A 26,220-nucleotide genomic window follows, 5' to 3' on the forward strand; every position below is an offset into this window, starting at 1 on the left:
AGTAGGAAGTATTATGAACGAAAACCTAAATCCAAACAACGATAATTTCACACCAGAAGAGTTAGATGTCGAAAAGAAATTAAGACCATTATCGTTTGATGACTTTACAGGCCAAGATCAAGTATTAGAAAATCTATTGGTTTTTGTACAAGCGGCAAACCTTAGAGAAGAAGCTCTAGATCATACGTTGTTTCATGGACCTCCTGGTTTAGGTAAAACAACTTTAGCACACATTTTAGCAAATGAATTAGATGTAGGTATTAAAGTAACTTCTGGACCGGTTTTAGATAAGCCAGGAGACTTAGCAGGCTTACTTACTAATCTTGATGATCGTGATGTACTTTTTATAGATGAAATTCACAGATTAAGTCCTATTGTAGAAGAGTATCTATACTCAGCAATGGAAGACTATAAAATTGATATAATGATTGAGTCTGGACCAAATGCTAGAACTGTTCAACTCAATTTAAATCCTTTTACACTTATTGGTGCAACAACACGTTCAGGATTGTTAACAGCGCCAATGCGTGCACGATTTGGTATTCAAAGTCGTTTACAATATTACAAAACAGAATTACTAACAACTATCGTTCAGCGTAGTGCTTCAATATTAAATATGCCTATCAGTATGGAGGCAGCTATAGAAATTGCAGGTAGAAGTAGAGGTACACCTCGTATTGCAAATGCCTTATTAAGACGTGTTAGAGATTTTGCCCAAATAAAAGGTAATGGTAAAATTGATATTGAAATTGCAAAATTTGCACTTAAGGCTCTTAATGTAGATGCTTACGGATTAGATGAAATGGACAATAAGATTCTAACCACAATTATCGAAAAATTTAAAGGTGGACCTGTAGGTATTAGCACTATTGCTACAGCAGTGAGCGAAAGTACAGAAACGATTGAAGAAGTCTATGAACCTTTTTTAATTCAGCAAGGATTCATTATGCGAACACCTCGTGGACGTGAAGTCACCGAACAAGCTTATAAACACTTAGGTAAAATAAAAGGCCCTACCCAAGGAGGATTGTTTTAAGCCAAATTAATAAGACACCTCAATATGGAAACTAAACAAAATATACCTACTGTGCCTCTTAGGAGATTCTTCAAACATTCTTTAGAAATTTTGAAGAACCCTTTACCTTTTCATCATCAAAATTTTGAAGAGCAAGGTGATGTTTTCAAACTTAAAATCGGATTTAAAAACAGCGTCATTTTTATACGTGATGCTTCTATGGCAGAATATGTTCTTCAAAAAAATCAAAAGAACTATACAAAATCCAAGATTCAAACTGAAGATTTAGTAAAGTATGTTGGTAAAGGTTTATTGACGTCAGAGGGAGAGCTATGGAAAAAGCAGCGTAAACTGATTCAGCCAGCTTTTCATAAAAAACAATTAGAGAATCTTTTAGAAAGCATAAAAGACGCTATTCAATTAGAGTATAATAAGATTATACCAAATAGTGTAATAGACATTTTTCCTATTCTCAATGATTTAGCATTTCAAACGGTTGTAAAGTCGTTATTTAGTAGTGCTGCAAATCAAACCGATATTAATCGACTTCAATATATTACAGAGCAAGCACAACAGATGTTAGTTAAAGAATTACGCCAGCCTTATTTAGGTTGGTGGTTTAATGTTAGTGGAGAGATTAAAAAGCATGTAGACCTTACTAATGAAGCTAGGGAAATATTAAAGCGAATAGTTAACGAACGTCGGATTTCAAATATAAAGGAACACGATTTGTTAGATATGTTGTTAGATGCAAAATATGATGATGGTACTTCCATGGAAGAAGAACAACTTGTAGATGAAATTTTAATTCTATTTACAGCAGGACATGAAACGACCTCTAATGCACTTACTTTTATTACGCAATTATTGGCTTTGTATCCAGAATGGCAAGAGAAAATTTATAACGAGCGTATAGCCTTAAAAAATGAAAGCGATGATTTAATGGATTTAGTTACTAAATCTAAAATTTGTCAGCAAGTTATAGAAGAAGCCATGCGATTGTATCCACCAGCTTATTTTATTGATCGTGTTAACAAAGAACCAGACACATTTAATAACATGGATTTTGAAGCTGGATCTAACTTATTGTTTTCAGTTTACGAAATACATCGTCATTCTAAATTATGGGAACAACCAGACGAATTTTTACCCGAGCGTTTCAGTGAAGGAAGCCGAAAGTTTTCATCACAGTACTTTCCTTTTGGAGCAGGTCCAAGAAAGTGCATAGGAAATAATTTTGCCATGTTTGAAATGATAATTGCAGTTTCAGAACTAGTATCAAGCTATAAAATTATCCCAGATTTTGAAACTATTGATATTACACCATTAATCACATTAAAGCCAAAAAATGCATTTTTAAAGTTTGAAGAGAGAATGTAATGCTTAATAATACCACTAAATATACTGAGTTGATTAAATCCGAAGCTAAACGTCTCGGATTTTTGTCTTGTGGTATAAGTAAAGCAGGATTTTTAGAAGAAGAAGCACCACGCCTAGAAACTTGGCTTAACAAGAATATGAATGGAGAAATGCGTTACATGGAAAACCATTTCGATAAACGTTTAGATCCAACCTTATTAGTTGAAGGTTCAAAATCTGTGGTGTCTTTGCTATTAAATTATTACCCTTCTGAAATTCAGGATCAAGATTCTTATAAAATTTCAAAATATGCTTATGGCAACGATTATCATCATATTATAAAACACAAGTTAAAATCACTTTTGTATTTTATTCAAGATGAAATAGGAGAAGTTGGTGGACGCGCTTTTGTAGATTCCGCACCAGTTTTAGACAAGGCTTGGGCTGCAAAATCTGGTTTAGGTTGGATTGGGAAACATAGTAATTTATTAACTCAGCAAGTTGGCTCATTCTATTTTATAGCTGAATTAATAATAGACTTAGAATTAGATTATGATACACCTGTAACTAATCATTGCGGAACTTGTACTGCTTGTATTGATGCTTGCCCAACGGAAGCGATTACAGAACCTTATGTGGTAGATGGCAGTAAATGTATTTCTTACTTTACAATAGAACTCAAAGAAAATATTCCCTCAGAATTTAAAGGGCAGTTTAATGACTGGATGTTTGGTTGCGATATTTGTCAAGATGTTTGCCCTTGGAATAGATTTTCAAAACCACATAACGAACCTTTGTTTAATCCACATCCTGAGTTATTAGATATGACCAAAAAGGATTGGGAAGAGATTACTGAAGATACCTTTAAAAAAGTGTTTCAAAAATCAGCATTGAAGCGAACTAAGTTTTCTGGATTGGAACGAAATATTGGGTTTTTAAAAGACTAGTTCTTCACTAATCAAATTTTATTTAATGGAATTGATTAAAATTCCTCTAGTACTCTTTACGATTAAATATTATGTACATTTTTAGTCTCTACTAACAATAAATAAAGACTTTAAAATAAGAGCAATCAATAAACGATATATTACCGAAATCGTTTTCGGATGCAGAAAGGCCTAATTGTGGCTAATAATTAATTACCATATATAAAGTTTAGTTAATTTAACGTGCTAATAGGTAACAAACTAAATTATGAACAAAAAGATATTAATCTGGTCGATAACAGCAGCCTTGGCTGGATTTTTATTCGGTTTTGATACTGTTGTCATTTCTGGAGCAGAAAAAAAATTACAAACATTATGGGGTTCTTCAGATATGTTTCATGGTGTTGTAGTAATTGGAATGGCACTGTGGGGAACTGTTGTAGGTGCTTTATTTGGTGGAATTCCAACAAATAAACTAGGCCGTAAAAAAACATTGTTTTGGATAGGTGTTTTGTATACCATTTCAGCAATTGGCTCTGCATTGTCTAACGATCCCGTAACATTTGCTGTTTTTAGATTCATCGGTGGTTTAGGTGTAGGAGCATCAACAATTGCCGCACCAGCCTATATTTCAGAAATCGCACCAGCCAAAGATAGAGGTAAACTAGTGGGTCTATATCAATTCAATATTGTATTTGGTATCCTTGTAGCATTTCTATCTAATTATCTTTTAAATGATATAGGTGAAAACGCATGGAGATGGATGGTTGGTGTGGAAGCGATTCCTGCAGTTATATACACACTATTTGTTTTGACTGTTCCACAAAGTCCGAGATGGTTATTAACTAAGTTAAGAAATAGTGAAGCGGTCAGTGTACTCCAAATAATAAATCCAGATCAAGATCCAGAAAAACTCATGTTAGAGATTAAAAACGAAATGGAAAATACGGTACCTAACGAAAACATTTTTTTGAAAAAGTATAGGTATCCGTTAATCTTAGCTTTTTTAATAGCATTTTTTAATCAATTATCTGGTATTAATGCATTGCTTTACTATGCTCCTAGAATTTTAGCAGAAGCAGGATTAGAGGAAAGTTCTGCACTTTTAAGTAGTATAGGAGTTGGTGTTACTAATTTATTGTTTACGCTATTAGGTATTTTTTTAATTGATAGATTAGGTAGAAAGCAGTTAATGTATATTGGATCTATAGGATATATCGTTTCATTAAGTTTAGTGTCATTAGCGTTCTTCTTAGATTGGGAAGGCGGTTTTATGCCTGTGTTTTTATTCTTGTTTATTGCTGCGCACGCCATAGGTCAAGGAACTGTAATTTGGGTGTTTATTTCTGAGATTTTCCCAAATCATTTAAGAGGCTCTGGGCAATCATTTGGTAGTTCTGTTCATTGGGTGCTGGCAGCTATAGTACCATCGTTAGTACCAGTTCTTTTTTCAACTATTGGAGCTGGAACTGTATTCATGATATTTGCTATAATGATGGTATTTCAACTATTATTTGTAATTTTTATGATGCCAGAAACTAAAGGGATTTCACTTGAAAAACTAAGTAAAAAATTAATCAGAGATGAAAAATAAATTATACAATTATTTACTATTGATTTCTTTAGGAATCTTTTTAGTTAACATAACAGCTTGTAAAGAAAACAAATCTAAAAAGCAGGAAGACGCTGTAGTAGTTTCTGAAACAAGTCTTGAAGAGGAGCTTTATAGGCCTAATTTTCATTTTACGCCAGAAGCTAATTGGATGAATGATCCAAATGGTATGTTTTATCTAAACGGAAAATATCATTTATATTTTCAATATTACCCAGAAAGTAATGTTTGGGGTCCAATGCATTGGGGACATGCTATTAGTGATGATATGATTAATTGGAAAGAACAACCAATAGCGCTTTATCCAGATGATTTAGGTCTCATTTTCTCTGGTAGTATTGTAGTGGATACAAACAACACATCTGGGTTTGGTGAAAATGGTATCGCACCTGTGGTTGCCATTTTTACGCATCACAATATGCAAGGTGAAAAAGACGGTAAATTAGATTTTCAAACACAGTCAATTGCTTATTCTCTGGATGAAGGATTTACATGGACTAAGTATAGTAATAATCCCGTGATTTCAAATCCAGGAATTAAAGACTTTAGGGATCCAAAAGTTATTTGGGATGATAAAAATAAAAAATGGATTATGTCATTGGCTGCTGGTAATAAAATTATGTTTTACAGTTCTACTAACTTAAAGGAATGGAATTTTGAATCTGATTTCGGTGAAAACCTAGGGCAACATGGAGGACTTTGGGAATGCCCAGATTTATTTCCAATAAAAGTAGATGGAAGTGATGAAACTAAATGGGTGTTGATTGTAAGTATCAATCCTGCAGGTCCAAATGGCGGAAGCGCTACTCAATATTTTATAGGTGATTTTAATGGAAAAAGTTTTGAGTTAGATAAGAAGTTTTCTAAGCAATTAAATGAAGATAATGCGGTGTGGTTAGATTATGGGCGAGATAATTATGCAGGTGTTACTTGGTCTAATATTCCAGAAACTGATGGTAGAAAATTATTTATTGGTTGGATGTCTAATTGGGAATATGCTAGAGATGTTCCAACTTTTAAATGGAGAAGCACAATGACAATAGCTAGAGAACTTAAACTCAAAAGCAATAAAGACAAATTTATATTACATAGCTTACCAGTGGATGAATTGAATAGTTATAGCAATAAAACTATTAAAAAAGACAAAATAGAAAGTTCAGATATTAAAAAATTGTTGAATGACTCTGATTTAGATATGGCTAAGTTAAATCTTGAATTTGAACTTAATGATTTAAAAGAAGAAACCTATAATATTTCTTTCTATAATAAAGAAGGTGATACACTTATAATAGGATTAAACAACTTGGACAATAAGTTTTTTATTAATAGACAAAAATCTGGTAAAGTAGATTTTTCAGAAAAATTTGCTCCAAATACTTCTACCGTCTCAATGCAAAAAGGGATGAAATCTCTAAAGTTCCAAATTCTTTTAGATAAGACTTCAATTGAAATATTCTTAAATGATGGAGAAATAGTTATGACAGAATTGTTTTTTCCTAATTATCCTTTAGAATTGTTTTCGATAACATCTAAGGACAAAACCTTTAAAATAGAAAATCTACAAATTCAAGAATTTAAGTTTAATTAATATGTCTAATATTGTTTGTTTTGGTGAAATTTTATGGGATGTGTTTCCTACGCACAAGAAGATTGGTGGAGCACCTCTAAATGTTGCATTGAGATTACGTTCTTTTGGCAATGAGGTAACTATAATTAGTAGTGTAGGCAATGATAAAGATGGAAGTGAGCTTATAAAATTTATAAAAGAAAAAGGTATTTTGTATAAAGAAGTGCAAGTAAGTGATACTTATAAAACGGGTTGTGTTAAAGTTGCATTAGATAATAATGGCTCAGCAACTTATGATATAGAATTTCCTTGTGCATGGGATTATATTGAATTACATAAGTCTTCTGTAGACATTGTAAAGAATTCTGACGCATTCATCTACGGAAGCCTTATCTGCAGAAATGATATGTCTAAGTCCACGCTACAAGAGCTATTAAAATTTGCAAGATTTAAAGTCTTTGATATAAATTTAAGAGTACCACACTATAACATGACTCAATTAGAAGAATTAATGAATGATGCCGATTTCATTAAGTTTAATGATGAAGAATTGATAGAGATATGTGAGCATCTTAATTATAAATATGAAGATATAGAAGATGCCATTAGGTTTATTGCCAAAACTACAAGAACAAATAACATTTGTGTAACCTTAGGTGGAGATGGTGCATTGTTATTTAAAGATGATAATATCTTTAAAAGTTTAGGATATAAGGTAACCGTTAAAGATACTGTAGGTGCAGGTGATTCTTTTTTAGCTACTTTAATAAATAAATTATTGAGCAATATCCATCCACAGGAGTCTTTAGAATATGCTTGTGCTATAGGAGCATTAGTAGCATCAAAGGATGGAGCAAATCCTAATATTAAAACAGTAGAAGTTAAATCACTAATGGGTTAGCATAATTTTACTAAATATCTAAGAATATTGAAGGTATAACTAATGCATTGGTTTAGTTCTAAACCTGAAATATTAGAGAGTTCTCATTTAACAATTTTACATTTTCTTTAAACTCGCTTAATATCACATTAAGGAATGTCAAAAGTGTATTGAATTGCAATAGACTAGTATGATAAAACTGATTTTTTTTCATATAAATATGAAAGCAAATCAATATTTAATCATTTATGATGTGACATAAGTTAGACGAAAAAAAGAGTTTGTTCAGTCTTTTTACTAGAATAATTTCCGACTAATATTTATAATAACTAATGATATCGATTGACTCATTAGCTTCACTTGGTGAAAATATTATTTTATTAATATGATAAACGAAAACGATTTCGGTTGCTTTTTATGTGATTTTTAACTCTTTTTTTGGCAAAACATTAAAAAAGTTTGACATTGCTTTAACATTTAGCATCATTTGTTAATGGGTTTTAAACTAAATAATTAACGTAAACAACTAAATAAATTCAATATGACACAACAATTATTAAGAAAACTTATAGGTAGTTTATTCCTGCTATTTGGTGGACTATTATATGCACAAACTGTTACAGGAACAGTTTCTGATGCTTCCGGCTCATTACCTGGAGTAAATATATTAGTTAAAGGAACTACTAATGGAGTGCAAACAGATATGGATGGGACATATGTACTAAATGATGTGAACAATAATGATGTTATTGTTTTTAGTTATTTAGGATATAAAACCCAAGAGGTAATATATACAGGACAAGAGGTTGTCAATGTAATTCTAGTAGAAGACGCAGCTGCTTTAAATGAAGTCGTTGTTGTTGGTTATGGATCTATTAGCAAAAAAGATGCTACTGGATCTGTAGATGTTGTAAGTACTGAAGACTTTAATAAAGGTGTTACGACATCTCCAGAGCAATTACTTCAAGGTAGGTCAGCTGGTGTACAAGTGACTACTGCAAGTGGTGAACCTGGTGCAGGTGCTTCTATTAGAATAAGAGGTGCTTCTTCTGTAAGATCTGGTAATGATCCTTTATACGTTATAGATGGTGTTCCATTTAACAATGCATCAAATTCTGCAGGTTCAAGTACTGGAGATATTGCTGGTAGCTCAAGCGCAAAGAATCCATTAAATTTTATTAACTCAGATGATATAGAGTCTATATCAATTCTTAAGGATGCTTCAGCAACAGCTATTTATGGTTCACGTGCAGCAAATGGTGTTATAATTATTACAACGAAATCAGGTAAAAGAGGAGAAGGAAGATTAAGTTATTCATTTACAACTACAACCTCTGCAGTTGCAAATTCGTATGATTTGTTAAGTGCTGGTGCTTTTGCTAGTGCTAATTCAGCGGCAGATGCTGGATCTAATGTTGACGCTTTTGATGAAATTACAAGAAATGCAGTAACTACGCAACACAATTTATCTTATTCTGGTGGGTCTGAAACAGGAAAATATAGGGTGTCTCTAGGTTTATTGAATCAAGATGGTGTTATTAATAATACTGGTTTAGATAAATACAATTTAAACACTAATATATCACAAAAGTTTTTTGATAATGTTGTTGAAGTTTCTGCAAGTATAACTGCGTCACAAATTAATAGTGAAGCTACAGCTCTTTCAGAGTCTATTGGTGCACAAGGCGATTTATTACTTTCTGCGTTAAAATGGAATCCAACACAATCGTTTTATAATGCTGATGGAACGTATTTCCAACCATCAGATAATCAAAGAAATCCTTTAGCGTTTTTAGATTATTATAGTGATAATAGCGAGACAACTAAATTATTTGGTAATGTAAAAGCGGCAATTAATTTCACTGATGATTTAAAGTATGAATTTACATATGGTTTTGATAGAACTAATTCTTATAGAGGAATTGGAGTTTCAAGACTAATGAATACCAATAATACACTTGATAGAGGGTTTGCTAACGTTCAAAACTCACGATTTTTGAATCAATTAATAACAAACACATTATCGTTTACTAAAGATGTTTCTGAGAATTTGAATGTTAACGCAGTAGTCGGACATTCTTACGAAACTTATGATGGAGCAGGAGAAAGTATTACATTAAGAGATTTTTATTCTAATGATCAAAATTCTTATTTAGACAATATTTTTGCTGCAGAATCTATAGATAGAGCAGATTATTCATCTTTTTCCTTTGATCCAAACAATACATTGGTTGGTTTTGTACCTGTTTCTTTGCAATCTTATTTCGCGAGAGGTATTTTTAATTACAAAAGCAAATATATTTTTACAGCGACTGTAAGAGCTGATGGATCAAGTCGTTTTGGAGGAAACAATAAATATGGTTATTTCCCAGCGTTAGCGGCTGCATGGAAAGTTCATGAAGAAGGTTTTTTACCTGAAGTAATTAATGAGTTTAAATTAAGAGCAGGTTGGGGACAAACTGGTAACCAACAGTTTAATGCTGAAGCAGCAAGAGATGTATATGCAGCTCAAGATGGTGGTGGAACACCGGTAGCACCTGGTCTTATTAATATTGGAAATCAAGACTTAAAATGGGAAACAACTACACAATTTAATGTTGGTATTGATTTTGGATTGTATAATGGCATTGTCACTGGTAATATAGATTACTTTAGAAAAAACACGGACGATCTATTATTTAGACTTCCAGTCGCACAACCAGGACCAGTTGGCTCATTTACATGGTCTAATTTTAGTGATGAAATAGTTAATTCTGGTGTGGAAATTGGATTAAACTTTAAAGCCATTCAAAAAGAAGACTTTACATTAGATGTTGGTGGTAATATTTCATTCTTAAAGAATGAAATTAGAGGAAAAGATGCTTTTTTAGATAACGGAACTCCGACAGGTTTTGCGAGTGGGCAAGGGCTTTCTGGTGAGAATTTACAATTATTATATGATGGTCAACCGTTATATGCATTTTACCTTCCAGTTTTTGAAGGGTTTGATTCTACAGGAACTCCAATTTATGCAGATACAAATAATGACGGAACAGTAAATACAAATTTTGATCAGCCAGGTGGTGAAAGTGATAGAGCTTTTGTAGGTGATCCAAATCCAAACATTAATATTGGTTTATATTTAAGAGCAGGATATAAAGATTGGGATTTTACTGCTAATGGTTATGGAGCTTATGGACATCAAATTTATAATAATACTGCCAATGCTTTATTTAGTCAAAGTGCTTTAAATAGAGGTGAAAATGTTATTGGAAGTGTTGTTAATAATGGTGAAGACCCAGGTTCTAGCCCAATAGTATCTACTAGGTTTTTAGAATCAGGTGATTTCTTTAGATTATCAAACGCTAGTATTGGTTACACATTATCCGGTGACAAATTGGGTAAAGTAGGTAAATATTTATCAAGTGCTAGACTCTCTTTAACAGGACAAAACTTATTTATTATTACTCCTTATAGTGGTTTTGATCCAGAGGTAAATACAAACAAACAAGTAAATGGTGTGCCTTCTTTTGGAATTGATTACTCAGGATATCCTAGAGCTCGCTCATTTTCATTAGGATTAAACTTAAACTTTTAAAAAAAGAATTATGAAAAAACAATTAATATTAGCATTCAGTGCTGTACTTATATTTGCCTGTACAGATCTTGAAGAAAATTTAGATGGACTTTCAGAAGAAAGTGGGCTTGCAGATCAAGAAATAGTATCTGGTGGTATAGCTTCAGCATATAATCAATTACGTTCGTTTCAAACTGTTGGTAATCAGTATGTGCTTCAACAGCATTCATCTGACGAAATGGCTGGTCCTACGCGTGGTGCAGATTGGGATGATGGTGGAGCATGGAGGGCTTTACATTTACACCTTTGGAATTCATCGCATCCAAATGTAAATAATACGTGGAACCAATTATTAGGTGGCTTATTTCCTGCTATTAATGCATTGTCAAATAATCCTAATATTGAAGATGAGGCAGTTGCAACATTTTATTTGAGCTTTTATATGTTTAATGCTCTTGATATTTTTGGACAAGTACCATTTAGAGAACCAGGTTCTGATTATGCGGATGATCCAATTGTATTATCGAGAATTGAAGCTGTAGATTATGCTATTACAGCGTTAGAAGCTGTATTTGATAATCTTCCTGCAATAGCAGAGAGTAATTCAGCAAATAAATATTCTGCAGCGACGTTATTAGCTAAGTTATATCTGAATAGAGCGGTATATAAAGCTACAGATGAAGATGGAACACCCCAAGCAGGACCATATACTTTTGATGCTACAGATATGCAGAAAGTAATAGACTATTGTGATATAATAATGGCTGGTCCTTATAGCTTACAATCCACGTACTTTGATATGTTCGCACCAAATAATACGGATTTGTCTACAGAAGATATTCTTGTGTCTGAAAATAGCAATAACAGTGGTGGGAATTTAAGAGAGTTATATCTGATGACTTTGCATTACAATCAAGGTGGTTGGAATGGTTTTGTAGGATTAACAGATTTATACGAAAAATTTGATGATAGCGATGCTAGAAGAGGCGGTTCATATCCAGGTCTTACGGATGTTTCTGGTATAAATGCAGGTATGTTAGTAGGGCAACAGTACGATGAAAATGGGGTAGCACTAGAGGATAGACAAGGAAATCCTCTAAATTATACGCAGGAGTTTGAAATAGCTAATACTACTGAAGTAAGAGGTATGAGGGTTATTAAATATTTGCCTGACTATGAAAACGTAGATCGTCCTGCTAATGACTATGTTGTGTTCAGATTAGCAGATGTTTACTTAATGAAAGCTGAAGCAATGGCAAGAATGGGAGGAGACCCTTCTGCTTTGTTAACAGAATTAAGAACAGCTAGAGGAGTAGAAACTGTATATACAGGTACGACGTTAGCAGATATTTTAGATGAACGTTCTAGAGAATTATACTGGGAAGGCTGGAGAAGAAATGATCAAATTCGTTTTGGTACATTTTTAAATCCGGTACAAGAAAAACCTGAAACTTCAGATAGAACAAGGTTAGTTTTCCCAATTCCTGCAACTGCACTTAGTACAAACCCTAATTTGAAGCAGAACCCAGGATATTAAAAGTGAGAAGTGTTGATTAAATTATTTGATTAGTTTATTTAATTAAACAACTGAAAAGAGGCGCAAATAATTTTGTGCCTCTTTTTTAAATTATACTTATATTTAATTAGTATATTTTGCTATTATGATTAGAAGAATATTTGCATTAATTATTGTTGTCTTTACTTTTTCTTGTGACGAGAAAAAAGATGAATTGCTTGTTGAGAATAAAGTTTTATTTACAAAACTGAATAGTACTCAAACAGACATTATATTTATAAACAAAATAGAAAATTCACCTGAATATAATATTTTTAAATATCGTAATTTCTACAACGGAGGAGGTGTTGCAATTGGCGATATTAATAACGATGGTTTATCAGATGTATACTTAACAGCAAATCTTGGTAAAAACCAATTGTATTTAAACCAAGGAGATTTCAAATTTGAAAATATCACCAATCAAGCAAATGTTGGCGGCACAAATACATGGTCTACAGGAGTCGTAATGGTAGATATCAATGCAGATAGATTATTAGATATTTACGTTTGCAACGCTGGTAACGTAAATGGCGATAATTTAAAAAACGAGCTTTTTATTAATAATGGTGATCTCACATTTACAGATAGGGCTGCTGAATACAATCTTGATGAAAACGGACTAACTACCCATGCTTCTTTTTTCGATTATGATAAGGACGGAGATTTAGATTTGTATTTACTAAATAACAGTTTTATTCCTGTAAATTCTCTCAATTACAATAATAAACGAGAGTTGCGAGACAAAGATTGGGATGTACCAAATATTCTCAAAGGTGGTGGTGATAAACTCTTAAGAAACGACAACGGTATATTTACTGATGTCAGTGAAGAAGCAAATATTTTTGGAAGCTTAATTGGCTTTGGGCTTGGTGTAACAGTAAGCGATATAAATAATGATACGTATCCAGATATTTATGTTTCTAACGACTTTTACGAGCGCGATTATCTATATATTAATAATACAGATGGTACGTTTACAGAATCTATTAAAGAGTGGACAAACCACTTAAGTCAATCTTCAATGGGAGCCGATATTTCCGATATTAATAATGACGGTTTATTAGATGTATTTGTAACCGATATGTTACCAGAGAATAGTAAAAGGCTAAAAGAAACTACTCAATTTGAAGATTATGATGTATTTTCAAGAAAACAGAATTTAGATTTTTACCCACAATATATGCAAAACTCTTTGCAACTCAATTTGGGTAATAATCATTTTTCTGAAATAGCTAATTATGGTAATGTCGCTAAAACTGATTGGAGTTGGGGAGCTTTGGTGTTTGATATGGATAATGATGGCTATAAGGATATTTTTGTGTGTAATGGAATTTATAATGATTTGACCAATCAAGATTTTATGAATTTCTTCGCTAATGATATCATTCAAAAACAAGTCTTAACAGGAAAAAAAGAAAAGGTAGAATCTATTATTGATAAAATGCCAAGTACACCAATTCTAAACTATGCGTTTCAAAATAATAATGACCTGACATTTACCAATGTTGCGAATAATTGGGGATTTGACACCCCAAGTTTTTCTAATGGAGCTGCATATGGTGATTTAGATAATGATGGTGATTTAGATCTCATTATCAATAACGTTAACCAAGATGTTTTTGTGTATAAGAACAATTCTGAAAGCTTCAATAATAACAATTACTTACAATTTAAGTTAGTTGGTTCAGAAAAAAACACTTTTGGTGTTGGTAGTCGAATTCAAATCTATTCAAAAGATGAAACAATAATACAAGAAGTATTTCCGGCTAAAGGATTCCAATCTTCAATAGATTATGTGCAAACTATTGGTATTGGTAATAAAACAATAGATTCTATTTTAGTGTCTTGGCCAGATAATAAACAACAATTAATTACTTCAGTAACTCCAAATAAAAGGATTGTTATAGATTACAAGGATGCTATATCTAAAAGTATAAGAAATAAACAATTCTCATCTCCCTTGTTAAAAGAGGTAAATACAAGTTTTAATAAACATCAAGAAAATGTATATGTAGACTTTAATTATGAAGGCCTAATACAGAAAATGTTGTCTAAAGAAGGACCTACATTCTCTATAGCAGATGTTAATAAGGATCAACGTGACGATGTATTTATTGGTGGCGCAAAAAATCAAGAAGCCCAATTATACATTCAAAACGCATCTGGTAAATTAGAATTATCCTCAATAGAAGCATTCAATGTAGATAAAGACTTTGAAGATACTGCTTCTGCTTTTATTGATGTTGATAAGGATGGTGACTTAGATTTAATCGTGGGTTCTGGTGGCAATGAACTTAATGAAGCAAAGAACTATAATACAAGATTATATCTTAATAATGGTAAAGGTAAATTCACAAAATCTCAAATAGCAATCCCTTCAACCAAACACAATACATCTGTAATTAGACCTTTTGATTTTGATAATGATGGTGATAAAGATTTATTTATAGGAAGCCGAAGTGTACCAGCCGTTTATGGTATTAACCCAACACATCAATTACTCGAAAATGATGGTAGTGGTGTTTTTAAAGATATTACAGAATCTAAAGCTTACGATCTAAAAACCATAGGAATGGTAACTGATGCACAATGGAGAGATGTCGATAATGATGGTATTAAAGATTTAGTGATTGCCAGAGAATGGGATGCACCAATAATTCTTAAAAATTCAGGTAAACGCTTATCTAACATGCAATCGAATTTAGATAATTTAAAAGGCTTGTGGAATTCTTTTGCGATAAAGGATCTTAATAATGATGGTTTTGATGATTTTATTTTAGGTAACGACGGTCTTAATTTAGCCTACAAGCCTTCAAAAGATAAGCCATTAAAATTGTATATAAATGATTTTGATGATAACGGAACCATTGAGCAAATCCTAACAGAAACTATTGATGGAAAGGATATTCCAATTATAACAAAGCACGAATTAACCAATCAAATAGTGTCTTTAAAGAAGCAAAATTTAAAGTTTTCGGACTATGCGACTAAATCTATTCAAGAATTATTTCCAAAGGAAAAATTAGATCAATCCATCATAAAAGAGGTGAATATAACTGAAAGTATTGTGGCTTATGGATCAGATTCAGGCGAGTATGAAATTAAAATATTGCCAGCCGAAGTTCAGTTATCTTCCGTTAATGCTATAGAAATATTAGACATCAATAATGATGGCAAGCAAGACCTTATTCTTGGCGGAAATGAATATAATTATAAACCTCAATATGCCAGATTAGACGCGAGTTTTGGTTCTGTACTTTTAGGTACATCCTCTGATGATTTTGAAGTATTGAAACAAGCGAATTCTGGCTTCTTTGTTCGAGGTGAAATCAAGGCTATAAAAACAATTCAGCTAAATAATAAACCGCATATTTTGGTCGTAATTAATAATGAAATCCCTAAACTGTTTAAGATTAATGACTAAGGTTTTTAAATTTCATATCATATTAGTAGTCTTAACGATTTTTAGCTGTAATTCAGATAAGAATCTCAAATTTTCTGTGATACCATCTAGCGAATCTGGTGTAACATTCAACAACGTGCTTAAGGACACTACAGATCAAAATATACTAGATTATTTGTACCATTACAATGGAGGCGGTGTTGCAATTGGAGATATTAATAATGATGGACTTTCCGACTTATTTTTTACATCTAACCAACAAGAGAATGCACTGTATCTAAATAAAGGAAATCTAAAATTTGAAGATATTTCTGAAAAAGCAAGCATACAAGGACATAGTACTTGGAATACAGGTGTGAGTATGGCTGATGTTAATGGTGATGGTTTTTTAGATATATACGTTTGTGCTGTGGTTGGTACCAACGGATTTAGAGGAGCCAATGAACTTTACATTAACAATGGCGATTTAACCTTTACTGAAAAAGCTAAGGACTTTGGATTAGATTTCGAGACGTTCTCATCTAATGCCTTTTTCTTCGATTATGACTTAGATGGCGATTTGGATCTTTACCTATTAAATCACGCTATTCATACACAAGAATCTTTTGGAAAAGCGAGCACCAGAAATAAAAGAAATGAACAAAGTGGTGATAGATTATTAAACAACGATAATGGTGTTTTTGTTGATGATAGTGAGGTTGCAGGAATTTATGGTGGTCCAAATGGTTACGGTTTAGATGTGTCTATTTCAGATTTTAATAATGATGGTTATCCAGATTTATATGTAAGTAACGATTTTCACGAAGATGATTATTACTACATAAACAAGGGTGACGGAACGTTTAAAGAAACTTTAAAATCATCTTTTGCGCACATTAGTAAATTCTCAATGGGAAGTGATGCAGCAGATATTAATAATGATGGCTTTACAGACTTAATGACACTAGATATGTTACCAGAAGATGAGGTTGTTTTAAAATCGTCTGCTGGTGATGATGACGTACAATTACAAAAATTAAGAACGGAAAATTTTGGATATCACTATCAGTATAGCCGAAATATGTTACAAATTAATAGTAACTCAAATACATTTACAGAAACGGCATTGCTAAGTAATGTTGCGGCCACAGATTGGAGTTGGAGTACACTAATTGCAGATTACAATAATGATGGTGTTCAAGATATTTTTATTTCTAACGGAATACCTAAACGACCAAACGACCTAGATTATATTAATTATATCTCTAACGACCAGGTCAGTAAAAAATTAAGCACAACTAATTTTATTGATAAAGAGGCACTAGCAAAAATGCCATCAGGAAAATTAGAAAACAATTATTTTGAAGGACAACAAGATTTAAAGTTTAACCACATTAAAGACTGGACAAAACAGGAGTCAACATTTTCAACAGGAGCAGCTTACGGAGATTTAGATAATGATGGCGATTTAGATATCGTAGTGAATAACATTAATCAAGAAGCTACAATCTATAGAAATAACACGGAAAACAACAATTTTCTGGCAGTTAGTCTAAATTACAAAGACAAAAATCGAAGAGGTATAGGCAGTAAAGTTATTGTTTATGTGAATGATACAAAGTTGCAACGCGAATTGTTTCCACAACGCGGTTTTCAATCTTCAGTAGAACCAAAATTATATTTCGGAATTCATAAGGAAACATCAATTGATTCCCTTAAAGTAATTTGGCCAAACAAAACAGAACAAGTTATAGCTAATCCAAAGGTGAATTCACAATTAGATATAAGTTATGACAAAGCCAAGACTCAACCCTTTAGTAGTTATAAATTAAAAAGTATAACGCCAATTTTTGAACAAGCAGATAGCCTAATCACACCAGCTTATACACATATTGAAAACGATTATATTGATTTTAATAGGCATAAGTTAATTCCTTATAAAATTTCAGATAGAGGACCAGCTGTTGCTATAGGCGATTTTAATAATGATGGCCTAGACGATATTTATTTAGGAAGCAGTAAACACATTGAAGATCAAATATATCTGCAAACTGCTGAAGGTTTTGTAAAAATGAAAGATTCAATTTTTAAAACGTCTGCTTTAAAGGAAACAGTTTCAGCTCAAGCGGTTGATATCAATAATGATTCAAAAGAAGAATTGTTAATTGGAGTTGGAGGTGGTGAGTTTTTTGGAAAATCAAATGCACTAACTAATCAGTTGCTAGGATTTACGGAGAGTGGCATAAAAACTATAGAGTTATCAAAAAATTTTGAAGATACTGCTGTCGTAAAAGCATCAGATTTTGATAATGATGGTGACACGGACTTTTTTATCGGTAATGCAACTATTTCGAACGATTTTGGACAAATTCCTGAGAGTTATATTCTGGTAAATACAAACGGTAAATTCTCTAAATTATCTTTAGGTAAACTAGGTATGGTTAGAGATGCAGTTTGGACAGATTTCAACAATGATAATGCCTTAGATGTAATCGTTGTTGGCGAATGGATGTCACCACAATTTTTAGAAAATAAGGGCAACACTTTTAAAAACGAAACGTCGAAATACGATTCAAATTCAACTAATGGCTTATGGAGAGCCATTTCACCTTTTGATATCGATAAGGATGGTGATATGGATTATTTAATCGGAAATTGGGGCACAAACACCAAATTTAAAGCCTCTGAAGCGTTTCCTATGTTAATGTATTATTCGGACTTTGATAATAATTCTAAAGCAGAAACCATTATTGCTACCGAAAAGAATAGTACTTACTATCCTATAGAAGGTTTAGATATGTTAAGTAGTCAGATGTCATCGCTATTTAAGAAAAAATATAATACTTATAAATCCTTTGCAGGTCAACCAATTTCAGAACTATTAGATGCGTCTAAATTGAAAAGCGCAACAGTTTTTGAGGTACATACCTTGCAATCTGGTTATTTAGAAAATAACAACGGTGTGTTTAGTTTTCAACCTTTTAATAACGAATTGCAAGTTGCACCCATAAATACATTTCTAAAAATAAACACAAGTCAAGGTGATGGTATTTTAGCTGCTGGAAATTACAAAGGTATTACACCATTTCATGGTAAACTAGACGGATTCAAAGGCGCTTTAATTTTAGGTGAAAACCAAGCATTAATGGGTGATGAGATTGGTTTAGATTTCTATGATAAGGTGATAAATAACATCAAAATTATAACCATCAATAACCAACAATATTTAGTAACTGTAGTACATAATGACAAACTTCAATTTTATAAAATTAATTAAGAAAGCTGCATCAGTTCTTACAATTTTCATCAGTTTTAGTTGCTCGCAACCTACTGAAGATATCGTAATTACATCAGATATGTATTTCGAATCTGTTGACCAAGTAACACAGGTTATGGTACACGATATATTTTCACCACCTGTAGCAAGTAGAATTTACGTATATCCAAATATTGCAGCTTATGAAATTATAGCCAATACAGATAAAAATTACAATAGTTTAGTAGGTCAGGTTCAAGGTTTAGAAGCAATTCCTGTGACCAGTGATAAAAATGTAAACACACGTTTAGCATCATTAATTGCACATATGGATGTAAGTAGAGGTTTAGTGTTTTCCGAAGCTACTATAGAACATTATAGAGACAGTCTTTATGCGTTGTGGCAAAATAAAAACGAAAAGCAATTTGAAGCTTCAAAAACTTACGGATTAGAAGTTGCCAACCATATAAAAACTTGGGTCAGTAAGGACAATTACAATCAAACCAGAACAATGCCTAAATATGATGTAGATGCAAGTAATCCATCTAAATGGCAACCAACACCACCTGCATATATGTCTGGTATAGAACCGCATTGGAATAAAATTAGGACTATGGTCATCGATTCTGCGTCACAATTTAAGCCTAAAGCGCATCCAGAATTTTCGTTAGAAAAAGGAAGTAAATTTTATGAAGAATTAATGGAAGTCTTAAATGTAAGTAATACAATTACAGAAAAAGGTGATGCATCCGAAGAAATTGAAATTGCTCAATTTTGGGATTGTAATCCTTATGTATCTGTAACTCGTGGACACTTAATGTTTGCAACAAAAAAAATAACGCCTGGTGCACATTGGATTGGTATAACTAAAATAGCCTGTAGAAAAAATGAGTCAACTTTTGAAGAAACAGTTTATACCTATACAAAAACATCAACCGCAATTTTTGATGCTTTTATAAGTTGTTGGGACGAAAAATATCGAAGTAATCTCATAAGGCCAGAGACACTAATTAATCAACATCTCGACGAGGCTTGGAAACCTATTTTACAAACACCACCATTCCCTGAATACACAAGTGGTCACTCTGTGGTTTCGGGCGCTGCTTCAACGGTTTTAACGTCAATATTTGGAGATGACTTTCAGTTTGATGATGATACAGAAACACCTTATGGCTTGCCAATTCGCTCATTTAAATCATTTAATTATGCTGCAGATGAAGCTGCGTTAAGTAGATTATATGGAGGCATACATTACAGAGCAGCTATCGATGAAGGTCTTATACAAGGTCGAAGCATCGGTAATTTTGTCATTAATAATCTTAAAATGAAAGTGAATTAATATGCTCAAAAAAGTATTGTTTAGTGTTATCGTTATTATTCTACTTGCAGGAGTATGGTATTTCTTTATTAAAAGTCATGATTATCAAATAAGTTTTGAGATTAAGAATCCAAAAGGTGTGGCTTATGAGAACATTGTAAAGTGGAATAATGGTCAACCTAAATCGAAGCAAGAAGTATTTACAATTTCAAAAGAACCATATTCTGCAATTCATCAAGAATTCAAGCCAACACAAGATTCTATTTTTGCTATAGATTGGCAACTATCAAAAAAGAATGATTCTGTAACCAAGATTAAAGGTTACTTTACAGATAAAAATTCGAGATTAAAACAAAGAGTTAAAATTCTATTTGGCAAAACAGATTTCGTAAAGCGCAGTATTAGTTTTACAAAAGATATGAGAGAATATATGTCTTATGATATTGAAACGCACAGAATTTCTAAAATAGATACCACAACCATTTTACCTAAAAAATATATCTATACAACACTGAGTACAACGGTTGCCAACAAAGCAAATCTTATGATTTCCGAGAATGCTAAAATGATGAGTTATATTAATCAAAATGAATTAACCTTAAACGGTTTTCCATTTTTACAAGTTGAGTCTTGGGATAAAACAACAGATAGTATAACCTTTAAATTTTGTTATCCAATTAAAGAAGTACATAACAGTCCTAGTAATATGGTTACATACAAAGAAGATGAGAGTTATAAAGCTATGCAAATAATTTATAACGGAAACTATAGAAAATCTCATGTAGCTTGGTATGCCTATGATGATTATTTTGATACAATTGAAATAGATAAAAATGTACTTCCGACAGAAGTTTTTATGAACGATCCACATCAAGGAGGTGACGAATTAAAGTGGGTAACAAAAGTTTTAATTCCTATTGATAAGGAATAATTTTTTTTTCTGATTAATTCTAATACGAGTGTTGGAGTTTTGATGTCTATCTTCAAAAAGATAAAATTTATTTACAATGGAATACAATTACAGAATACTTATAGTTCTAGGCTTGTTGATGCTGTCATGTAAAAATGATTCTGAAAAAATGTCCGCAGAAGGTATATCCTTTAAGGTAGATATAGAACAAACCTTAGCCCAATTGTTAAAGCAAGAAGATACTGATGGCGATAAAAAAATCACGATTGAAGATAAGTCTTCTAAAGTGTTCGAATTAAAATCAAACTCAGGTGAAACATTAAAAATAGAAGGAACTTATAAACTTTCTAATTTACTACAAGAGCTAGTTTTGGTAAAGAACAAAGGTGAGACTATTGGGACTATAAAGACGAAATACATCGATGAAAAGCCAGTTGATAGAACATCGCGATTAATCAAAAATTATTATTGGGATGGACTCACAAGGCATTTAGATAAAGACGGAATTGAAAATCTTATTAAAGATACTAAAAATAAGAGTCTAGTTTCCGAAGAACTTAGAATATATGTACCATATCAAGATTCTGTAGCTTTTAATTATTACCAAAAATTAGAAACTAGTTTACCAATTACCACAATAAAACTACCAGAATCAATCACACCAGCATATGTTAAATCCATTAATAATCAGCCAGGAATTTTAAGCTTAAAACTCGATAACAACAATGGCAAGTTACAAGGTGTTCCGTTTGTTGTTCCTGGAGGTCGTTTTAATGAGATGTACGGTTGGGATAGCTATTTTGAATCTATAGGATTAATTGTAGATGGTAGAGTGGATTTAGCCAAAGCCATGGCAGATAATTTTCAATATCAAATCGATAATTATGGTAAAATTTTAAACGCCAACAGATCCTATTATCTTACAAGAACACAGCCACCTTACTATTCAAGTTTAGTAAGAGCTGTTTTTGAAAAAACTGAAGATTTAAAATGGCTAAGCAAGCATTTAGAAACTGCTATTAAAGAATATGAAACCGTCTGGATGGTATCTGAAAAGCGATTAACTTTCAATGGACTAAATCGTTATTTTTCTGATGGAATTGGTATTCCACCAGAGACAGAAGAGGGTCATTTTAACCATGCATTATCGAAGTATGCAAAAGGGCAAAATATGACGATTGCAGAATTTACTGAGCAGTATCAATCAGGCAAACTTAAATTGCCAGAAGTCGATATGTTTTTTACCCACGACCGCAGTATGCGCGAATCAGGTCATGACACGTCTTATCGTTTAGACGGCAAAACAGCAAATCTTAATATAATAGATGTTAATGCTTTATTATATAAATATGAAATTGATTTCGCAGATTTAATAGCTCAAAATTTTAAGGGTTCATTTAAATCCTCCAACGGAAAAGAATACACATCAGACTACTGGAAAAAGAAAGCGGAGAATCGCAAAAATCGAGTTGATGAATTATTGTGGAATGAAGAAAAAGGATTATATCTAGATTATAATATAGTAACAAAACAACAAGAGACCTTTGTGGCTGCTACTACATTTATGCCAATGTGGGCAAATATGGCAGATAAAGAACAAGCTAAGCAATTAGTAGAGAGGACATTGCCATTACTAAAAGAAAAAGGAGGTATTGTCGCTTCAACACAAGAAAGTCTAGGCGATATATCCGAAGGTGGACCTGCAAGACAATGGGATTATCCAAGCGGTTGGGCACCACACCAGATGATGATTTGGAAGGGGTTAATAAATTATGGCTACAATGAAGAAGCTCAAGAATTAATTTACAGATGGTTGTATATGATTACAAAAAATGCTGTGGATTATAATGGTACTATTCCTGAGAAATATGATGTTGTAGCTGCCACACACAAAGTATTTGCAGAATACGGTAACGTAGGTACAGATTTCGAATATATAACTCAAGAAGGTTTTGGTTGGATGAACGCGTCTTATCAATATGGATTGACGTTATTAGAATCAAATTTATTAGATAATTTGAATCAACTTAAAGCACCAGAGTTAATTTTTAATTCACAATAATTCAAATTATAATTGGGATGCGCGGTTATTTAGCTTCAATTGTTGATTCTCTTACAACAAGAGCTGTATCTAAAACAATTTTTTTATGGGTAACGGTTTCGTTTCGCTTTATTTGTTGTATCTCTTTATAGAGTCGCTTAAAAGCTGTTTTACCCATTTGGTATCCAGGCTGATCAATTGTTGTTAAGGTTGGTGAGATTACAGAAGACATAAACCAATTACTAAAACCTACAATAGATATATCTTCCGGAACTTTAACACCTAATTTCTGAAATTCGGTCATTGCACCAATAGCTACTAAATCGGTGTTAATGAAAATCCCATCTACATCATTATGCTCATTTAATAATTTACGAGCACTTTCTTTTCCTTCTACAAAACTCCTGTCTCCACATTCACAGATGTAAACTAAAGAAGAATCGTATGGCATATTATTATCTAATAATGCTTGTTTGTAGCCAAGAAATCTATCTATAGAATTTTGTGGTAATAGCGACCCTCTGAAATGCGCAATTTTTTTGCAGCCAATATCTACTAAATGCTGAGTGGCCGTGTAAGCCGCTTTTCTATCATCTATTATTACTTTAGAACATTTTATGATTTTTGCAATCTTATCAAACATAACAAGAGGTTTGTTTTGCAGAAGAACGTCATTAAGATGATCAAAATTTCCAGTGCCATTTGCAAGTGATATTAAAATCCCGTCAACACGCTGACTCAATAATAGGTCTAATTGCTTTTTTTCGAGTTTATAAGATTCATTAGATTGAAGTATAATAACTAAATATCCTTTTTTCTCTGCTTGAGAGATTATACCTTTAATGACACTTGAAAAAAAATGATGCACAATTTCAGGGACAATAAGACCTATAGTTTTAGATTCACTTGTTCTAAGATTTACAGCAAAAGAATTGGGTCTATAATTCATAAGCTTAGCGGTCTCTAGCACAAGACGCTTTGTTTTCTCACTTACATCTGAGTAACCTTTTAATGCTTTTGAAACAGTTGATGTAGAAATATCTAACAGTTCTGCTATTTGTTTTAGGGTAGTGGGTTTCATAGAGTTCTTAATAAAGCACTAAATATATTAGCGCAACAAAGTAGTTAAAGCACTAATGTAGTAAAAGAAATTAAAAATCGAAAACGATTTCGGTAAAACGAAATCGTTTTCGTTACGAAATTTTTAATTAGATAGATTATAAAATGTAAATTCATTATAAGAATGATATTTAAATACTAATTAGATAATCTATGGTCTTAATTATTCCATTGAGGTTTTTATTATAAAGCGAACATTTTTTTGATTGATTGTGAAAATAGGCGTGAATTAATTTTAAAAGTATTTATATACATGTTTTAAAAATTTTTGAGTTTGATTGATTGGTAAGAAAGAGTTAATGTAAATATTTTGTCATTGGCTCTTTTTTAATTAAAATGATTAATTTCCAACATTATAGCGATACAACTAATTAAAGAAATTTAGAACTATGTTAAAAACAAAACCAAAACTAAGTTTCTGGCAAATACTCAATATGAATGTTGGATTTTTTGGCATACAGTATAGCTTTGGCTTACAACAAAGTGCTGTAACACCGATTTATGATTTTTTGGGTGCTAGTCCAGATCAAATTCCGATATTACATCTCGCTGGTCCAGTTACAGGATTATTAGTTCAACCCATTATAGGTGCATTAAGTGATAAAACATGGAGTCCCAGATTTGGAAGGAGAAAACCATTTTTCTTAATTGGCGCAATTTTATGCAGTTTAACTCTATTAGCATTCCCGTTTAGTAGTAGTTTATGGATGGCTGCTGGTTTACTCTGGATTCTAGATGCAGGTAATAATACAGCAATGGAACCTTACAGAGCACTTATTGCAGATAATCTAGATGATGAGCAACAACCTTTAGGTTTCCAAATGCAAAGCTTCTTTACTGGTTTAGGGCAAGTTTTAGCTAATTTATCATTGTTTATCTTTCCTATGATTTTTATTGGAATGACTGGGTCATTACCAACTTGGGTATACGCTTCCTTTTTCTTAGGAGCATTTTGTTCTATAGCTTCAATTTTATGGAGTATTAGTAAAACAAAAGAAATTCCACCAACTGATGAAGAGTTGGCAAAGTTAAAAAGTGAAAAACGAAGTGTTTTAGGCCCCTTAATAGAAATTTTTGCCGCCATAAAGGATATGCCAAAAGTAATGTGGCAGTTAGCATTGGTATATTTATTTCAATGGTATGCTTTATTCTGTTACTGGCAAAATTCATCAAAAAGTGTTGCACTTTCTGTTTGGAATGCAACACCAGATAATAAAGAAGCTTATAGTGAGGCAGTTAGTTGGACTGGTTTGGTAAACGGTTGGTACAATGTGGTTACTTTTTTAGTAGCATTTGCATTAGTTGGCTTCGCGAAAAAGTACAGTGCAAAAAGGGTACATGCCTTTTGTTTGCTTATAGCTGCAATAGGTTTTTTAGCTTTCCCTCATATAGAAAACAAAAACTTATTATTTTTTGCAATAACAGGATTTGGTATTGGATGGGCAAGTATGATGGGAATACCTTATCTAATGGTAGTTTCAGAAATTCCAAAAGAAAGGTATGGTGTTTATATGGGAATTATAAATATGATGATTGTTATACCTATGATTTTACAAACGTTGTCATTTGGTTTTATTTTAAAGAATTTTCTAAATAATGATCCTCGTCAAGCCATTACATTTGCAGGAGTGCTTTTAGTAATTAGTGCAGTTTTAACATTATTTATTAAAAGTAAAAAAGTGTCAGATACAATTACGTCAGTGTCTATGTCTGGTCACTAA

General features: G+C 32.3%; 15 protein-coding genes. 14 read left to right on the forward strand and 1 reads right to left on the reverse strand.

Annotated elements, in window-relative coordinates; all coding sequences use genetic code 11:
• Window positions 1–13: 13 nt before the first annotated feature.
• The 13 genes from ruvB (at window position 14) to Q0807_RS10055 (ending at window position 23,401) form a co-directional block, all read left to right on the forward strand.
• Window positions 14–1,036 carry a Holliday junction branch migration DNA helicase RuvB gene (gene ruvB / locus Q0807_RS09995; RefSeq protein WP_299109241.1) on the forward strand — a complete coding sequence of 341 codons (1,023 nt, stop codon included), beginning with the start codon at window positions 14–16 and terminating at the stop codon, window positions 1,034–1,036.
• 24 nt (window positions 1,037–1,060) lie between these two features.
• Window positions 1,061–2,395, forward strand: a complete 1,335-nt coding sequence (locus Q0807_RS10000; RefSeq protein WP_299109243.1) for a cytochrome P450 — start codon at window positions 1,061–1,063, stop codon at window positions 2,393–2,395.
• Window positions 2,395–3,321 carry a tRNA epoxyqueuosine(34) reductase QueG gene (queG, locus tag Q0807_RS10005; RefSeq protein WP_299109245.1) on the forward strand — a complete coding sequence of 309 codons (927 nt, stop codon included), beginning with the start codon at window positions 2,395–2,397 and terminating at the stop codon, window positions 3,319–3,321. Before Q0807_RS10000 ends, queG begins: the two co-directional genes overlap by 1 nt.
• A gap of 247 nt (window positions 3,322–3,568) precedes the next feature.
• Complete coding sequence (locus Q0807_RS10010; RefSeq protein ID WP_299109248.1) at window positions 3,569–4,894, forward strand: sugar porter family MFS transporter; 1,326 nt, start codon at window positions 3,569–3,571, stop codon at window positions 4,892–4,894.
• Window positions 4,884–6,500, forward strand: coding sequence for a glycoside hydrolase family 32 protein (locus tag Q0807_RS10015; protein ID WP_299109250.1), 1,617 nt, complete (start codon window positions 4,884–4,886; stop codon window positions 6,498–6,500). Before Q0807_RS10010 ends, Q0807_RS10015 begins: the two co-directional genes overlap by 11 nt.
• Before the next feature lies 1 nt (window position 6,501).
• Entirely contained in the window at window positions 6,502–7,380 is an 879-nt protein-coding gene (locus Q0807_RS10020; protein WP_299109252.1) for a carbohydrate kinase, read from the forward strand.
• Between the two features lie 520 nt (window positions 7,381–7,900).
• A complete protein-coding gene (locus tag Q0807_RS10025) occupies window positions 7,901–10,936 on the forward strand; it encodes a SusC/RagA family TonB-linked outer membrane protein (protein ID WP_299109254.1) in 3,036 nt (1,011 codons plus the stop codon).
• Between the two features lie 10 nt (window positions 10,937–10,946).
• Complete coding sequence (locus Q0807_RS10030; RefSeq protein ID WP_299109256.1) at window positions 10,947–12,452, forward strand: RagB/SusD family nutrient uptake outer membrane protein; 1,506 nt, start codon at window positions 10,947–10,949, stop codon at window positions 12,450–12,452.
• Window positions 12,453–12,576: 124 nt separating this feature from the next.
• A complete protein-coding gene (locus Q0807_RS10035) occupies window positions 12,577–15,897 on the forward strand; it encodes a VCBS repeat-containing protein (protein WP_299109258.1) in 3,321 nt (1,106 codons plus the stop codon).
• Window positions 15,890–19,132, forward strand: coding sequence for a VCBS repeat-containing protein (locus tag Q0807_RS10040; RefSeq protein ID WP_299109260.1), 3,243 nt, complete (start codon window positions 15,890–15,892; stop codon window positions 19,130–19,132). The genes Q0807_RS10035 and Q0807_RS10040 overlap by 8 nt, the downstream gene beginning before the upstream one ends.
• Window positions 19,101–20,450: a vanadium-dependent haloperoxidase gene (locus tag Q0807_RS10045; RefSeq protein ID WP_299109262.1), complete on the forward strand. Its 1,350-nt coding sequence runs from the start codon at window positions 19,101–19,103 to the stop codon at window positions 20,448–20,450. The genes Q0807_RS10040 and Q0807_RS10045 overlap by 32 nt, the downstream gene beginning before the upstream one ends.
• A gap of 1 nt (window position 20,451) precedes the next feature.
• Entirely contained in the window at window positions 20,452–21,360 is a 909-nt protein-coding gene (locus tag Q0807_RS10050) for a hypothetical protein (RefSeq protein WP_299109265.1), read from the forward strand.
• Window positions 21,361–21,436: 76 nt separating this feature from the next.
• Window positions 21,437–23,401 carry a trehalase family glycosidase gene (locus tag Q0807_RS10055; RefSeq protein ID WP_299109267.1) on the forward strand — a complete coding sequence of 655 codons (1,965 nt, stop codon included), beginning with the start codon at window positions 21,437–21,439 and terminating at the stop codon, window positions 23,399–23,401.
• 25 nt (window positions 23,402–23,426) lie between these two features.
• Here the strand turns inward: Q0807_RS10055 and Q0807_RS10060 are convergent, their stop codons facing one another.
• The gene (locus Q0807_RS10060) at window positions 23,427–24,461 is read right to left on the reverse strand and encodes a LacI family DNA-binding transcriptional regulator (protein WP_299109269.1); all 1,035 of its coding nucleotides are present in this window, start codon (window positions 24,459–24,461) and stop codon (window positions 23,427–23,429) included.
• Window positions 24,462–24,888: 427 nt separating this feature from the next.
• On the opposite strand from Q0807_RS10060, the gene Q0807_RS10065 reads away from it, so the two are divergent.
• Complete coding sequence (locus Q0807_RS10065) at window positions 24,889–26,220, forward strand: MFS transporter (protein WP_299109271.1); 1,332 nt, start codon at window positions 24,889–24,891, stop codon at window positions 26,218–26,220.

The sequence above is a fragment of the uncultured Winogradskyella sp. genome (genome assembly GCF_947495255.1).
In the GTDB taxonomy this organism is placed as follows: domain Bacteria; phylum Bacteroidota; class Bacteroidia; order Flavobacteriales; family Flavobacteriaceae; genus Winogradskyella.